The organism is Pseudomonas sp. NBRC 111133, assembly GCF_001320605.1.
Lineage (GTDB): Bacteria > Pseudomonadota > Gammaproteobacteria > Pseudomonadales > Pseudomonadaceae > Aquipseudomonas > Aquipseudomonas monteilii.
Map to the genome: position 1 here is coordinate 1 of NZ_BCBJ01000010.1, position 15928 is coordinate 15928.

Sequence of the window (15928 nt, forward strand, 5' to 3'; positions counted from 1 at the left end):
CGGGCGGCGCTCGATCTCCCTGGCGCCACACATCTCACGGCAGGCACTTGGTGGCCCAAACACAATCCACCGCCACGCCCCCACATCACATAAACCGCTACCAGACAAGCTAACAGTTGTCGAGATATGGTTGGGCCGGTCCTTTGCGTATACTGCAACCTATGTTCGCCCACACTGCTTTGCGCCAGCGTTGCGCCAAATGGCTTCTCGCAACCGGACTCTTTCTGCTGCTCGGTGCCTGCGTTGAAAAACCCAGCACCCTCGAGCGCGTGAAGGAGGATGGCGTGCTGCGCGTCATCACCCGCAACAGCCCGGCCACCTACTTCCAGGACCGCAACGGCGAAACCGGCTTCGAATACGAGCTGGTCCAGCATTTCGCCGAAGATCTCGGCGTGAAGCTGCAGATCGAGACCGCCGACAACCTCGACGAGCTGTACGACGCCCTCGGCAAGCCCTCCGGCCCGGTGCTGGCCGCTGCCGGTCTGGTCAGCAGCGAGCGGCGCAAGGCCCAGGTCAGATACTCTCACCCGTACCTGGAAGTGACCCCGCAGGTCATCTACCGCAACGGCCGCCCGCGCCCCACAGACGCCAAGGGCCTGGTCGGCAAGAAGATCATGGTACTGAAGGGCAGCAGCCATGCCGACCAGCTGGCCGAGCTGAAGAAGCAGTACCCGGGCCTGCAATACGAAGAGTCCGACGCCGTCGAGGTGGTCGACCTGTTGCGCATGGTCGACGAAGGGCAGATCGACCTGACCCTGGTCGACTCCAACGAGCTGGCGATGAACCAGGTGTACTTCCCTAACGTGCGGGTTGCCTTCGACCTGGGCGATACCCGTGACCAGCGCTGGGCAGTGGCTGCGGGCGAAGACAACAGCCTGCTCAACGAGATCAACGAATTTCTCGACAAGGCGCAGAAGAACGGCACCCTGCAGCGCCTGAAAGACCGTTATTACGGCCATGTCGACGTGTTGGGCTATGTGGGCGCCTACACCTTCGCCCAGCACCTGCAGCAACGCTTGCCCAAGTACGAGAAGCACTTCAAGAGCTACGCCAAGGTCGAGCAGGTGGACTGGCGCCTGCTGGCCGCTATCGGCTATCAGGAATCGATGTGGCAGCCGGAGGTTACCTCCAAGACCGGCGTGCGCGGCTTGATGATGCTGACCCAGCGCACTGCCCAGGCCATGGGCGTATCCAACCGCCTGGACCCGAAACAGAGCATCCAGGGCGGCGCCAAATACTTCATGAAGATCAAGGAAGAGCTGGACGACAGCATTCAGGAGCCGGACCGCACCTGGTTCGCACTGGCTGCCTATAACGTCGGCAGCGGCCACCTGGAAGACGCCCGTACCCTGGCCAAGCGCGAGAAGCTCAACCCGAACAAATGGCTGGACGTGAAGAAAATGCTGCCGCGCCTGTCGCAGAAGCAGTGGTATCGCCAAACCAAATACGGCTATGCGCGTGGCGGCGAGCCGGTGCACTTCGTGGCCAACATCCGCCGCTACTACGACATCCTCACCTGGGTGACCCAGCCGCAGCTCGAAGGCCAGGTGGCCGAGGGCAACCTGCATGTGCCCGGGGTGAACAAGGACAAGCCGGCAGATCAGTCGCCGCCGATGTAGGCCGGTACAGGTTAAGCCTTGGCCCGGCGAGCCTTGAAGAAATCACTGAGGATCTGCCCGCACTCTTCAGCCAGCACCCCACCTTCCACCATCACCCGATGGTTCAGGAAGCCCTGCCCGAAAAACTGCCCTTGGCTCTGCACGATCCCCGCCTTGGGCTCCAGTGCGCCAAACACCACGCGCATCACCCGCGAATGCACGATCAGCCCCGCACACATGCTGCACGGCTCCAGGGTCACGTAAAGGGTGCTGCCGGGCAGCCGGTAATTACTGGCAGACTTCGCCGCTGCGCGGATGGCCACCATCTCGGCATGCGCACTGGGGTCGCTGTCGATGATCGGCCGGTTGAAGCCCTGGCCGATCACCTGGCCATGCTGCACCAGCACTGCCCCCACCGGCACTTCCCCCATGGTTGCGCCTTGCGCAGCCAATGTCAGTGCCAGGCGCATGAATTCCTGATCGCGGCTGCGATCGATGATCTGCGGGCGCATCAAACCACCGCGATCGCGGCCATCAGGCCGGTTTCCATGTGGTCGATGACGTGGCAGTGGAACATCCAGGTGCCCGGGTTATCCGCCACCAAGGCCACCTGGGCGCGCTCGTTCTTGCCCAGCAGGTAGGTATCGGTGAACCACGGCTCCTTGATGTCGTGGCGATTGGAGCCAATCACCTTGAAGCTCATGCCGTGCAGGTGGATCGGGTGCTGGTACTGGGTCATGTTCTTCAGCTCGAAGATGTAGCTCTTGCCCTTCTTCAACGTGGCGATGGGGCGGTCGGCGCAGGTCTTGTCGGTGATGTCCCAGGCCTGGCCATTGATCTGCCACATGCTCGAGGGCTTGTCCGGGTCAGGGGTGACAGTGACGTTGGCCGCCCATTCGAAATTGAAGTTGAGCTTTTCGGCATTCTCCAGGTCCGGCTCGGCGATCGGGTTGGGCGGCAGCGCTGGCGGCCAATCACCCGGCACGTCGTTGCTGGCCACCGAACGCAGGGTGCCCAGGCGCACGAAACCGTCTCGCAGGGAAATCTCCTCACCCGCCTCGGGAATACGGATGGCCAGGCAGATACGCATGCCCGGGCCGAGCCAGTACTCGTCTTCCAATGGGCGCGGGGTCACCGGGTTGCCGTCGAGGGCATAGATTTTGGCCTCACAGTTGCCCTTGAGGTTGAGGCGGTAAGTCCAGGTGTTGTCCAGGTTCAGCAGACGCACCCGCACCACGTGGCCGGCCGGCAGCTCGGTGACCGAGCCTGCTTGGCCATTGATGGTGATCAAGCGCCCGGCGGTGCCGTTACGCGCGGCCTCGCGCGGGATGCTGAAAGGTAGCCAGGCGCCCTGCTCGTCCACGTGCCAGTTCTTCAGGCTAAGGGTGCGCTCATGCTGGAAACCGGTCGGCTCGCGCTCCTCGACGATTAGCGGGCCGACCAGACCGCGCCCCAGCTCTTCGGAGCTGCTGACATGCGGGTGATACCAGTAGCTGCCGGCATCCGGTACGCGGAACTTGTAGTCAAAATACTCGCCCGGCTTGACCGGCAGTTGCGAGACGTAGGGCACACCGTCCATTTCCAGCGGCAGGCGAATGCCGTGCCAGTGAATGGTGGTTTCCACCGGCAGGTGGTTGATGAAGCGTACCCGCAGCCAGGTACCCTGGCGCACGCGAAGCTCGGTACCCGGCGCCGACGGGCCGAACGCCCAGGCCTCGGTCTTGAAGCCCGGCACCAGCTCGACGTCCAGCGGCGCTGCAATCAACTCATAATCGTGGCCGGCGTTTTCGTCTTCGACCTTGCCCAGCCAGTAACGCGCCGCGCCACCGGCGCCCAGGCCAACCACAACCAGGCCAGTCAGGCCCTTGAGCATTTGTCGACGGGTGAAGGACATCGGTGCGGGTACCTCGTGTTTTGCGCAATCAAGCTGCCAGCATGGCTGACGGTGAAGGGCGAATACGATACACCTGCAAATGGGAAAGATTAAGTGAAGTCTCGTTTTTGCCTGTGCTGGCCTCTTCGCGGGCAAGCCCGCGAAGAGGCCGATACAGAGGGCAGATACAACAAGGGCGCCTCGCGGCGCCCTTGTGGCTCAACTTATTCCCACTCGATAGTGGCCGGCGGCTTGCTCGACACGTCGTAGGTCACGCGCGAGATACCGTCGATTTCGTTGATGATACGGCCGCTGACGGTTTCCAGCAGTTCGTACGGCAGGTGCGCCCAGCGCGCGGTCATGAAGTCCACGGTCTCGACGGCACGCAGGGCCACGACCCAGGCGTAGCGACGGCCGTCGCCAACGACGCCAACCGACTTGACCGGCTGGAACACCACGAACGCCTGGCTGGTCTTGTGGTACCAGTCGGCCTTGCGCAGCTCTTCGATGAAGATGTGGTCGGCGCGACGCAGGATGTCGGCGTATTCCTTCTTCACTTCACCCAGAATGCGCACGCCCAGGCCCGGGCCCGGGAACGGGTGGCGGTAGACCATGTCGTACGGCAGGCCCAGTTCCAGGCCGATCTTGCGCACTTCGTCCTTGAACAGTTCACGCAGCGGCTCGACCAGCTTGAGGTTCATCTCTTCCGGCAGGCCGCCCACGTTGTGGTGCGACTTGATCACGTGGGCCTTGCCGCTCTTGGCGCCAGCCGACTCGATCACGTCCGGGTAGATGGTGCCCTGAGCGAGGAACTGGATGTTTTCCAGCTTGCTGGCTTCGGCATCGAAGATGTCGATGAAGGTGCGGCCGATGATCTTGCGCTTCTTCTCCGGGTCGGCTTCGCCTTCCAGGTTGTCGAGGAACTGCTTTTCAGCATCGGCGCGGATCACTTTGACGCCCATGTTCTCTTTGAACATGGCCATCACCTGATCGCCTTCGTGCAGGCGCAGCAGGCCGTTGTCGACGAATACGCAGGTCAGCTGGTCACCGATGGCGCGGTGCAGCAGCGCGGCAACCACCGAGCTGTCGACACCGCCGGACAGGCCCAGCAGGACGTTGGCCGAACCGACTTGCTCACGCACCTGGGCGATGGCGTCTTCGACGATGTTGGACGGGGTCCACAGGGCTTCACAGCCGCAGATGTCCTGCACGAAGCGGGACAGGATGCGACCGCCTTGTTTGGTGTGGGTCACTTCCGGGTGGAACTGCACGCCGTAGTAGCCACGGGCATCGTCGAACATGCCGGCGATCGGGCAGCTTGGGGTGCTGGCCAGTACGTGGAAGTTGCCCGGCATCTGGGTAACCTTGTCGCCGTGGCTCATCCACACGTCCAGGCCCAGTACGCCGTCGTCGTCAACGTGGTCTTCGATGCCGTCGAGCAGGCGGCTCTTGCCGACTACGTCTACGCGGGCATAACCGAATTCACGCAGGTCGGAACCTTCTACCTTGCCGCCCATCTGCTCGGCCATGGTCTGCATGCCGTAGCAGATGCCCAGCACCGGTACGTTCAGGTCGAACACGGCCTGCGGAGCGCGTGGGCTGTTGGCTTCGTGGACCGACTCGGGGCCGCCGGCGAGGATGATGCCGCGCGGATTGAATTCGCGGATCGCTTCATCGTCCATGTCGAACGGGTGCAGTTCGCAGTACACGCCGATTTCGCGCACGCGGCGGGCGATCAGCTGGGTGTACTGGGAACCGAAATCGAGGATCAGGATGCGGTGAGCGTGAATGTCGAGGGCCATGACTCAATCTCGTCAGTGGAAATCGGAAACGACGCGGGGCTGTCGTGACAGCCCCGCATGCTTATATTGCTGGAAGCCTCAGCCTACGCGGTAGTTAGGGGCTTCTTTGGTGATCTGCACGTCATGCACGTGGGACTCGGCCATGCCGGCACCGGTGATGCGCACGAACTCCGGCTTGGTGCGCATCTCTTCGATGGTTGCGCTGCCGGTGTAGCCCATGGACGAACGCAGGCCGCCCATCAGCTGGTGGATGATCGCGGCCAGGGCGCCTTTATAAGGTACGCGGCCTTCGATGCCTTCCGGTACCAGCTTCTCGGCGCCGGCCGAGGAGTCCTGGAAGTAACGGTCGGACGAGCCTTGCGCCTGTGCCATGGCACCCAGCGAGCCCATGCCACGGTAGGCCTTGTAGGAACGGCCCTGGAACAGCTCGACTTCACCCGGAGCCTCTTCGGTACCGGCGAACATCGAACCCATCATCACGCAGGAAGCACCGGCAACGATGGCCTTGGACAGGTCACCGGAGAAGCGGATACCGCCGTCGGCGATCAGTGGCACGCCAGTGCCTTCCAGTGCGGCGGCAACGTTGGCAATGGCGCTGATTTGCGGCACGCCGACACCGGCAACGATACGGGTGGTGCAGATGGAACCTGGGCCGATACCGACCTTGACGGCATCAGCGCCCGCTTCGGCCAGGGCCTTGGCAGCGGCGCCGGTGGCGATGTTGCCGCCGATAACCTGCACTTGCGGGTAGGTTTCTTTTACCCAGCGAACGCGGTCGATCACACCTTTGGAGTGGCCGTGGGCGGTGTCGACAACCACCACGTCAACGCCAGCGGCTACCAGGGCAGCAACGCGCTCGCCGGTGTCCTTGCCGGTGCCGACCGCAGCGCCAACGCGCAGGCGACCTTGGTCGTCCTTGCTGGCCAGCGGGTAGGCCTTGGCTTTTTCGATGTCCTTGACGGTCATCATGCCCTTGAGGTTGAACTTGTCGTCAACGATCAGGACCTTTTCCAGGCGGTGCTTGTGCAGCAGCTCGCGCACTTCGTTCTTGTCGGCGCCTTCGCGGACGGTGACCAGACGCTCTTTTGGCGTCATCACGTCGCGGACCTTGGCGTCCAGGCGGGTTTCGAAGCGCACGTCACGGGAAGTGACGATGCCGACCAGGTCGCCGTTCGCCAGCACCGGTACGCCGGAGATGTTGTTCAGGCGGGTCAGGTCGAACAGGTCGCGCACGGTGGCGTCGGCCTCGATGGTGATCGGGTCCTTGACCACGCCAGCCTCGAACTTCTTGACCTTGCGCACTTCGCCGGCCTGCTGTTCGATGGTCATGTTCTTGTGGATGATGCCGATACCGCCTTCCTGGGCCATGGCAATGGCCAGGCGCGCTTCGGTCACGGTATCCATGGCGGCGGAAACCAGCGGAATGTTCAGCTCGATGCCACGGGTCAAACGGGTCTTGAGACTGACTTCATTGGGCAGTACCTCGGAATAACCAGGTACAAGGAGGATATCGTCGAAGGTCAGGGCTTCTTGGCTGATACGCAGCATCGCGGGGGCTCCCGGGCGGGAAAAATGGAAGCGCGCCATTATACTCATGCACGGCGCGCCGCTCAATGCAAAATAAGGGCCTTCGGTCAGCCTTGTGGCAGTTTTACCTGCACCACGGCCACCGGCTGGTCGAGCCAGTCGGCGAAGCTGTCGAGAAAGGCCTGGGTGAACCCGGCCTCGCCCCAGTTGTTGAAGATGAACCCCAGGTTGGAAAAGGCACATGGCTGCAGGTAAATGAAGCCATTGATGTCATCTTCGAAGCCGCACAACGGGCAGGTGAAGTTGTCACTTACCCCCGGCATCCACTCTTCCAGGCTTTCGAACAGCGGCTCGCCCACTTCGCGCCGGCATTCCGGGCAACCGGCTTCTTCAAGAAAGCCATCGGTCGGGGTATAGATGCAGCGCTTGAGCATCACTTCCAGGCCGTTGACCTGCTGGCCGAAGGGCAGTTTTTCCGGGTGCAGGGCCACTTTGCGCGCGCCTGCAGCCAAGGCATGCCCCATGCGGTTGCCGGTGCGGCCACAGGTGGTCAGTTGCTCCTCGACGACCTTTTCGCGCACCAGCCAGCGCAGGATGGCGCGGGCGCGGGCTTCATGCACCGGGACGGTGGACAGCTTGGGAACGATGATGCTCTGGGTGTTCATGAACGGGAAAAGCCTGAAAAACTGCGGTAATGACGCAATTCTACCGCTCAGGCGCTCAGGTAGCGACCGATCAACGCCAACCCGCTGGCCAGCACCAGCCAGGTGACCAAGCGTACAAACGCCTCACGGGACAGCCGGTGGGTCAGCCTGCGCCCCAGCCAAAGGCCGACGAACATGACCGGCAGCAAGCAGACGGCAAGCAGCAGCAAGCTTTGGTCGGCATAGACACCGGCGACCAGGAACAGCGTCAGGCGCACCACCGTGCTGCAACTGATCAGCGCGCTCTGGGTGGCACGAACCTGCTCCTTTACCTCCAGCCGTGCGCTCAGGTAAAGGGCGTACAAGAAACCGCCGCTGCCAAATAGCGCACCGAACAAACCACCTGCCGTACCCATCGGCACCGCCCACACGCCAGACAACCGGGCCGGCCGCACCTTCACCGCCAACCCGTAAAGCGCGTAGGCCGTGACGAACAAGCCCATCAGCAGCAGCAAAAGGTCGGATTTCAGTTGCAGAAGAAATACCACGCCCAGCGCGCAGCCCAGCGCCATGAACGGCAGCAGCCGCAGCAACTCGCTGCGCACCACGTCCCGGCGCGATGGCAGCAGGTTGCCAAACGCGGCAACGAAGTCCAGCAGCACCAACAGCGGAATGATGCGTGACAACGGCATGAAGTGGATCAGCACAGGGCCGGCCACCAGCGCCGTGCCGAAACCGGCGATGCCAAAAACGATGTAGGCGGCACCGACACCGAACAGGATGGGCAGCCAGTCAAGGCCGGAAAACGACAGTTGGGAAAGCATGGCGGCAGTTCCTGAAAAGACAGGCCAAGGTTAGCCAGCCATGAGCCATGCCGACTAATATGCCTTTATCGCCATAGCTATCTTGAAAAGGCATGACATGACATCGATCCGCCAGTTGCGTTACTTCGTGGAAATTGCCGAGTGTGGCAGCTTCAGCGGCGCCGCCGAACGGCTATACATCGCACAATCGGCGCTAAGCCGGCAGATCAAGGAGCTGGAGCAGCAACTGGGCACGCCACTGTTCGAACGCACAGCACGCCTGCCACGCCTGACGCTAGCCGGGCAGGCCTTTCTCGAACGGGCTCGCCGCTTGCTGGCCGACCTGGCGCAAGCAGAGCGCGTTACGCGCGACATTGGCGAGGGGTTGCAGGGCAGCCTGCGCCTGAACCATTCCAGCACCGTGCCGCTGATCGGCCCGTTGCTGGCTCGCCTGGGGGACTATCTGCGGGAAAACCCGGGGGTTTCGCTGGAGATCGCGCAGCAGTCGTCGGAGGCCCAGTTGGAGGATATTGCGGCCGGGCGGCTGGATATCGGCCTGCTGCGCTTGCCGGTGCTGCGCCAGCACGAAGGCGTGGTGCTGCATGAACTGTTCAGCGAACCGCTGTTGCTGGCGGTCGCTGCTGGGCACCCATTGGCCAACGCGCCGCACGTTCAACTGGAGCAATTGAGGGAAGAACGCTTTATTTCCATCCCGCACCGGGACCGTGGCGGGCTGAGTTACCTGTCGGCTTCGTTGTGCATGGCGGCCGGCTTCTTTCCGCGCGCGGCGCAGGTGCTGTCGCGCAAGACTACGCAATTGCAGCTGATTCAGGCGGGTTTCGGGGTGGCGTTACTGCCAGCGTGCATGCGTGAAATTGCGCCGGCTTCGGTCAGTTTCGTGGCGCTGGAAGGGGGCTGCGAGAGCACCGTAGCGCTGGCTTGCCGACGTGACGTAGGGCAGATGGTGCGCCAGTTCGTGAAGGCGATAGGGCCGGGACAGACAACCGGGGCCGATGTCCTTTATGATGCCCGCCATGATCAAAGACCCCTTCGAACGACTCGGCCTGGACCGTGAGGTCCTTACCGTCAGCCAACTCAACGGCCGCGCCCGCGTGCTGCTGGAAGACGTGTTCCGCAGCGTGTGGGTGGAAGGCGAAATTTCCAACCTCGCCCGCCCCGCGTCCGGCCACATGTACTTCACCCTCAAGGACAGCGGCGCTCAGGTGCGCTGTGCATTGTTCCGGCAGAATGCCACCCGCGTACGCCAAGCCCTGCGAGACGGCCTTGCCGTTCGTGTGCGCGGCAAGGTTTCACTGTTCGAGGGGCGTGGCGACTACCAGCTGATTCTCGACACCGTCGAGCCGGCCGGCGATGGCGCACTTCGCCTGGCATTCGAAGCCCTCAAGGAAAAGCTCGGTGCCGAGGGGCTGTTCAGCGCCGAACGCAAGAAGCCGCTACCGGCCCACCCACAGCGCATCGGCATCATCACGTCACCCACCGGTGCAGTGATCCGCGACATCATCAGTGTGTTCGGCCGCCGTGCCCCCCAGGTAGAGCTGAACCTGATCCCGACAGCGGTACAGGGGCGCGAGGCCATCGCGCAGATCGTGCGTGCCATCCGCCTCGCCGACAGCCTCGGTTTCGATGCGCTGATCCTGGCCCGCGGAGGCGGCTCGCTGGAAGACCTGTGGTGTTTCAACGAAGAAGCCGTGGCGCGGGCGGTTGCCGCCAGCGTCACGCCGATTGTCAGCGCCGTGGGCCATGAAACCGATGTGTCGATCAGCGACTTTGTCGCTGACGTGCGCGCGCCCACACCGTCTGCTGCCGCCGAACTGCTGGCCCCCGACAACAGTGGCCTGCAGCAACGCCTGGATGGCCTGCAACGGCGCCTGCTGCTGCGCATGCAGAACCGCCTGACCCACGACCGCCTGCGCCTGGATTCCCTGGCCCGGCGCCTGCGCCACCCGGGCGAGCGTTTGCGCCAGCAGGCCCAGCGCCTGGACGACCTGGACATGCGTCTGCGCCGCGCCTTCATGCTCAGCCTCAACCAGCGCCGCGAACGCCTGGCACGCCTGGAGACGCGCTTGGCCGCACAGCATCCGGGGCGTACCCTGAAACTGCTGAGTCAGCGCCTGGACAGCCTGGCCGAGCGCCTGCCACGGGCCATGCGCGACGTGCTCAAAGATCGCCGCCAGCGCTTCCAGGCTCAGTTGCAAACCTTGCAGGTGGTCAGCCCGCTGGCCACCCTCGCCCGCGGCTATAGCATTTTGCTGGATGAACAAGGCCAGGCCATCCGCAGCGCCGAACAGACCCGCAACGGCCAGCGCCTGACCGCTCGCCTGAACGAAGGCGAGCTGCTGGTGCGGGTCGAAGACAACCACCTGACCCCGGTCACCCTCTCACTACTGGACTGACACATGCCCCGCCTGCTTGCGCCCCTGCTTGCCCTTTCCCTGTTGCTGCTGGCCGGCGGCGCTCAGGCCAGCTACATCACCCGCACATTGAATAAGCCGGTGCCCGGCGGCGTGGCGGTGGTCGACCTGGGCCCCGCCGCCAGCGCGCCCAGTGCCCGCTTCGACGGCAAGCCGGTGCTGGTGGTGAAGGAGCAGGATACCTGGCTGGCCATCGTCGGCATCCCGCTGACCCAGAAGCCCGGCACTGCCACGTTGAACCAGGGCGGTCGCACGCTGCCTTTCAGCGTGGGGAGCAAGAAATACCCCGAGCAGCGCATCACCCTGAAGAACACCCGCCAGGTCAACCCGAACCCGGCCGACCTCAAGCGCATCGACCGCGAACTGGCCGAGCAGATCAAGGCCTACCGCAGTTTCAGCCCGAGCCTGCCGAGCAACCTGATCCTCGACAAGCCGGTCAACGGCCCGCTGTCGAGCAAGTTTGGCGTGCGCCGCTTCTTCAATGGCGAAGAACGCAACCCGCATGCCGGGCTGGACTTCGCGGTGCCGGCGGGCACGCCAATCAAGACCCCGGCCAATGGCAAGGTGATTCTGGTGGGGGACTACTTCTTCAATGGCCGCACAGTGTTCGTCGACCATGGGCAGGGCTTCATCAGCATGTTCTGCCACATGTCGAAGATCGATGTGCAGGAGGGGCAGCAGCTGCGTCGTGGCGAGGTGGTCGGGCGTGTGGGCTCCACCGGGCGGGCGACCGGGCCGCATATGCACTGGAACGTCAGCCTGAATGACGCGCGGGTGGATCCGGCGATATTCATTGGGGCGTTCCAGCCCTAGTATCGGCGGCGCCTGCTTCGCGGGCATGCCCGCTCCCACCGGTATTGCGCCGCTCTCGAAGGCCGCGCTGTACCTGCGGAGCGGGCAAGCCCGCGAAGAGGCCAGCACTGCCGACATCAATTCCGCCGTGTTGCGCAATCGAAAAATACCGCGCAACATTCAATAATCATTCAGAAAATTCCAGCGATAAAATCTCGCACAAGAACTTTTTTTAAGCATTCCTCTCAATTTTCCTCGAACGCTTGCCATCCCCCACCCCACTGGTTAAGTTTGAGGGCATGAAAACCTTCAGCACCCTCATCCTGCTCCGACAACATCGCAGCCTCTGCCTGGTCAGCGCCCGACTACCAGGTTGAATCGCGTCGCCTCGCCTCTTCATCTCGTTATCGCTCGGCAGGCCCGATCTCGGCCGCACACAAAAGGATTGCTTCCATGACCATGCTCAAAGACCCTTCGAAGAAGTACCGCGCTTTCCCGACCATCGACCTGCCTGACCGCACCTGGCCCTCGAAGACCATCACTGCCGCGCCGATCTGGTGCAGCTCCGACCTGCGTGATGGCAACCAGTCGCTGATCGAGCCGATGGATTCGGAGAAGAAACTGCGCTTCTGGAAGACCCTGGTGCAGGTGGGCGTGAAGGAAATCGAAGCCTCGTTCCCGTCTGCCTCGCAAACCGACTTCGACTTCGTGCGTACCCTCATTCAAGACGGCCATATTCCGGATGACACCACTATCCAGGTGCTCACCCAGGCGCGTGAAGACCTGATCGCCCGAACCTTCGAGTCGCTGCGCGGTGCCAAGAAAGCCATCGTCCACCTGTACAACGCCACCAGCCCGTCGTTCCGCCGCATCGTCTTCAACCAGGACAAGCAAGGCGTGAAGGACATCGCGGTGAACGCGGCCAAGCTGTTCGTCAAGTACGCTGCCCAGCAGCCGGAAACCCAGTGGACCTTCCAGTACTCGCCAGAAACCTTCAGCGCCACCGAAATGGAGTTCGCCAAGGAAGTCTGTGACGCAGTCATCGAAGTGTGGAACCCGACGCCTGAGCACAAGATCATCCTCAACCTGCCGGCCACCGTGGAAGTGTCCACCCCGAACATCTACGCCGACCAGATCGAGTGGTTCTGCCGCAACGTCAGCCGTCGCGACAGCGTGATCATCAGCCTGCACTGCCACAACGACCGCGGCACCGGCATTGCCGCCACCGAACTGGGCCTGATGGCGGGTGCCGACCGCGCCGAAGGCTGCCTGTTCGGCAACGGCGAGCGTACCGGTAACGTCGACCTGGTGACCTTGGCACTGAACCTCTACACCCAGGGCATCGACCCGTTGCTGGACTTCTCCGACATCGACGGCGTGCGCAAAGTGGTCGAAGAGTGCAACCAGTTGCCGGTGCACCCACGCCACCCGTATGTGGGCGATCTGGTCCACACCGCGTTCTCCGGCTCGCACCAGGACGCCATCCGCAAAGGTTTCGCCAAGCAGCAGGAAGGCGAGCTGTGGGAAGTGCCTTACTTGCCGATCGACCCCGCCGACATCGGCCGCAGCTACGAGGCGGTCATCCGCGTCAACAGCCAGTCGGGCAAAGGCGGCATCACCTACCTGCTCGAGCAGGAATACGGCATCAGCCTGCCACGCCGCATGCAGATCGAATTCAGCCAGGTCGTCCAGGGTGAAACCGACCGCCTGGGCCTGGAAATGACCGCCCAGCAGATCTACAGCCTGCTGCACAAGGAATACCTCCAGGCCAACGCGCCGTACGCGCTGGTCAGCCACCGCCTGCAGGAAGAAAACGGCCACAGCGCCGTGGAAGTGGAAGTCGCCGGCGAAGGGGAAACCACCCTGCACTGGCGCGGCAAGGGCAACGGCGCCCTGGAAGCCCTGGTAGCCGGCCTGCCGATCTCGGTGGAGATCATGGACTACAACGAGCATGCCATTGGCGCAGGCACCAATGCCAAGGCTGCTGCCTACATTGAATTGCGCGTGGCCGGTGGCCGTCCGGTGCATGGTGTGGGTATCGATGAAAACATCACCACCGCCAGCTTCAAGGCGCTGTTCAGCGCGCTGAACCGCTCGCTGAGCCAGCAGGAAGCGAAGGCGGCCTGAGCCCTGGTGTGATGAATGAAAAAGCCCGCATCGTTTGATGCGGGCTTTTTTGTTGCCTGTTCTGGCCCTACAAGAATGACAGGCAAAAAAAGGGGCGCCGACCAAGCGCCCCATAAGCCGTAAAGCACACAACAAATTCAGTTGGCGTCCAGCAACGCCATCGCCTCGGCACTGCACGCCTCGATCCGCGCCCAGTCGCCGTTCTTGATCCAGCCGCTGTCGAGCATCCAGGTCCCGCCCACGCACATCACATTGGGCAAGGCCATGTAGTTGCGCACGTTGGCCGGGTTCACGCCGCCCGTAGGGCAGAAGCGGATATCACCGAACGGCCCGCCAAAGGCCTTGATCGCTGCAACACCGCCGCTGATTTCCGCCGGGAACAGCTTGAAGCGGCGGTAGCCCAGGGCGTAGCCCATCATGATTTCGGACGGGGTGCTGATGCCCGGCAGCAGCGGGATTTCACTGTCCACGCCAGCTTCGAGAATGTCCTGGGTAATGCCCGGGGTAACAACGAATTGCGCGCCCGCCGCTTCAACGGCGGCAAACATGCTGCGATCAAGCACGGTACCGGCACCAACGCACAGCTCCGGGCGCTGTTCACGCAGCACCTGGATGGCCTTCAGGCCATGCTGCGAGCGCAGGGTCACTTCCAGGGTACGGATGCCGCCAGCGGCCAGGGCATCAGCCAGTGGCAGGATGTCTTCCTCACGGGCGATGGTGATCACCGGCAGGATGCGCGCCTTTTCGCAGATGGCATCGATCCGCGCGGCTTTATCGGCCATCGAGAGCTTGGGCTGTGGGCGTTCAAGGGTGGTCATGACTGTGGATCCTTGGCTCATGGGCACCAGTAGATGTCCAGGGGGTCGTGAAGAAAAGCGCGAATCGGCATTTCAGTGAGGTCGTTGCCAGCCAGCGCGGCGCGCAGGGTAGCGAGTTTGCCCTGGCCTTGCACGGACAGCGCAGTAAAGGCGGCACTGGCCAGCAGCGAGCGGGTCATCGACAGGCGCTGGTGCGGCACGCTCGGTGCCAGCAACGGCAGGCAGCGGCGCGGGCTGGACAGGTCCAGGCCTGCTTCCAGGTTGGGGCTGGCCGGGAACAGCGAGGCGGTATGGCCATCGTCGCCCATGCCCAACACCAACACATCGATAAGTGGCAGCCCGGCCAAGGCCTGGTCGGCCTTGAGCGCGGCGGCTTCGAGGTTCTCCGCCTGCTGGTACAGGCCAACAAAGCGGGCCTTGGCCGCTGCACCCTTGAGCAGGTGGCGGGCCAGCAGGCCAGCATTGCTGTCGGCGTGCTCCACGGGCACCCAGCGCTCATCGGCCAGGCTGACGGTGACCTTGGACCAGTCCAGGTTTTCGCTGGCCAGCTTCTCCAGGAACGGCACCGGGCTGCGGCCGCCGGACAGCACCAGGCAGGCCTGGCCCTTGGCAGCAATCGCCGCACGCAGGCGCTCGGCCACGTCGTGGGCTTGAGTGGCGGCCAGCGCCTTGGCATCTGCCAGCGCGTGTACCTTCACAGCCGCTGGCAGTTTCAGTTCAGATATCCCCATACCACGCCCTCCCATCGCGTGTGATCAGTGCAATCGAGCTCATCGGCCCCCAGGAGCCCGCCGCGTAAGGCTTGGGCGCATCGCCTGCATTACGCCAGCCGGCGATCAACTGGTCGCACCATTTCCAGGCATATTCGATTTCGTCCTTGCGCACGAACAGGTTCTGGTTGCCACGCATCACTTCGAGCAGCAAGCGCTCGTAGGCATCCGGAATCCGCGTGCTGCGCCAGGTGTCGGAAAAATTCAGCTGCAACGGGCCGCTGCGCAGTTGCATGCCCTTGTCCAGGCCCTGCTCCTTGGTCATTACCCTTAAAGAAATGCCTTCGTCCGGTTGCAGGCGGATGATCAGCTTGTTACCGATCTGCAAACGCTGTTCCGGGGCGAAGATGTAGTGCGGCGTTTCCTTGAAGTGGATAACGATCTGCGACAGTTTCTGCGGCATGCGCTTGCCGGTACGCAGGTAAAACGGCACGCCCGACCAACGCCAGTTGCGAATGTCGGCACGCAGTGCGACGAACGTTTCGGTGTCGCTCTGGGCATTGGCGTTGTCTTCTTCCAGGTAGCCGGGCACCGGTTTACCTTCGCTGTAGCCGGCAATGTACTGGCCACGCACCACACGGGTGCTTAGCCCGTCGCCGGTGATCGGTGCCAGGGCCTTGAGCACTTTTACCTTCTCGTCGCGAATGGCATCGGCCGACAGTTCGCTGGGCGGGTCCATGGCGATCAGGCACAGCAGCTGCAGCAGGTGGTTCTGGATCATGTCACGCAGTTGGCCAGCCTT

General features: G+C 63.0%; 13 protein-coding genes and 1 pseudogene. 5 read left to right on the plus strand and 9 right to left on the minus strand.

All coding sequences use genetic code 11. The features are described 5' to 3' along the window. Nucleotides 1-161 precede the first annotated feature (161 nt). Complete coding sequence (mltF, locus tag APH36_RS02940) at nt 162-1619, plus strand: membrane-bound lytic murein transglycosylase MltF (RefSeq protein WP_019098095.1); 1458 nt, start codon at nt 162-164, stop codon at nt 1617-1619. 11 nt (nt 1620-1630) lie between these two features. Here mltF and tadA read toward each other — a convergent pair whose 3' ends face one another. The 6 genes from tadA to APH36_RS02970 form a co-directional block, all read right to left on the minus strand. Beyond that, on the minus strand, nt 1631-2110 hold the full coding sequence (tadA, locus tag APH36_RS02945) for a tRNA adenosine(34) deaminase TadA (protein WP_060497419.1): 480 nt from the start codon (nt 2108-2110) through the stop codon (nt 1631-1633). Next, nucleotides 2110-3492, minus strand: coding sequence for a multicopper oxidase family protein (locus APH36_RS02950; RefSeq protein WP_060497420.1), 1383 nt, complete (start codon nt 3490-3492; stop codon nt 2110-2112). Before APH36_RS02950 ends, tadA begins: the two co-directional genes overlap by 1 nt. A gap of 203 nt (nt 3493-3695) precedes the next feature. Then, nucleotides 3696-5273, minus strand: a complete 1578-nt coding sequence (guaA, locus tag APH36_RS02955) for a glutamine-hydrolyzing GMP synthase (RefSeq protein ID WP_060497421.1) — start codon at nt 5271-5273, stop codon at nt 3696-3698. 78 nt (nt 5274-5351) lie between these two features. Further along, nucleotides 5352-6821 (minus strand): IMP dehydrogenase, encoded by a 1470-nt coding sequence (gene guaB, locus APH36_RS02960; RefSeq protein WP_012270723.1) that lies wholly within the window; start codon nt 6819-6821, stop codon nt 5352-5354. A gap of 86 nt (nt 6822-6907) precedes the next feature. Beyond that, nucleotides 6908-7465, minus strand: a complete 558-nt coding sequence (locus tag APH36_RS02965) for a hypothetical protein (RefSeq protein WP_028698964.1) — start codon at nt 7463-7465, stop codon at nt 6908-6910. A 47-nt stretch (nt 7466-7512) separates the two neighbouring features. Beyond that, entirely contained in the window at nt 7513-8268 is a 756-nt protein-coding gene (locus tag APH36_RS02970) for a sulfite exporter TauE/SafE family protein (RefSeq protein ID WP_060497422.1), read from the minus strand. Nucleotides 8269-8365: 97 nt separating this feature from the next. On the opposite strand from APH36_RS02970, the gene APH36_RS02975 reads away from it, so the two are divergent. From APH36_RS02975 to leuA, 4 genes are all read left to right on the plus strand, one after another. Continuing rightward, complete coding sequence (locus tag APH36_RS02975) at nt 8366-9322, plus strand: LysR family transcriptional regulator (RefSeq protein WP_374754774.1); 957 nt, start codon at nt 8366-8368, stop codon at nt 9320-9322. After that, nucleotides 9282-10661, plus strand: a complete 1380-nt coding sequence (gene xseA, locus APH36_RS02980; protein WP_060497423.1) for an exodeoxyribonuclease VII large subunit — start codon at nt 9282-9284, stop codon at nt 10659-10661. Before APH36_RS02975 ends, xseA begins: the two co-directional genes overlap by 41 nt. 3 nt (nt 10662-10664) lie before the next feature. Beyond that, nucleotides 10665-11492 (plus strand): M23 family metallopeptidase, encoded by an 828-nt coding sequence (locus APH36_RS02985; protein WP_060497424.1) that lies wholly within the window; start codon nt 10665-10667, stop codon nt 11490-11492. Nucleotides 11493-11924: 432 nt separating this feature from the next. Then, nucleotides 11925-13598, plus strand: coding sequence for a 2-isopropylmalate synthase (gene leuA, locus APH36_RS02990; protein WP_060497425.1), 1674 nt, complete (start codon nt 11925-11927; stop codon nt 13596-13598). A 137-nt stretch (nt 13599-13735) separates the two neighbouring features. Here leuA and APH36_RS02995 read toward each other — a convergent pair whose 3' ends face one another. The 3 genes and pseudogenes from APH36_RS02995 to APH36_RS03005 all read right to left on the minus strand — a co-directional run. Beyond that, nucleotides 13736-14416, minus strand: a complete 681-nt coding sequence (locus tag APH36_RS02995) for a bifunctional 4-hydroxy-2-oxoglutarate aldolase/2-dehydro-3-deoxy-phosphogluconate aldolase (protein ID WP_019098216.1) — start codon at nt 14414-14416, stop codon at nt 13736-13738. A 17-nt stretch (nt 14417-14433) separates the two neighbouring features. Further along, nucleotides 14434-15147 (minus strand): 6-phosphogluconolactonase, encoded by a 714-nt coding sequence (pgl, locus tag APH36_RS03000; RefSeq protein ID WP_016713082.1) that lies wholly within the window; start codon nt 15145-15147, stop codon nt 14434-14436. Continuing rightward, nucleotides 15134-15928 (minus strand): annotated as a pseudogene (locus tag APH36_RS03005) (glucose-6-phosphate dehydrogenase); the annotation flags it as partial. The pseudogene APH36_RS03005 and the gene pgl, both read right to left, overlap by 14 nt.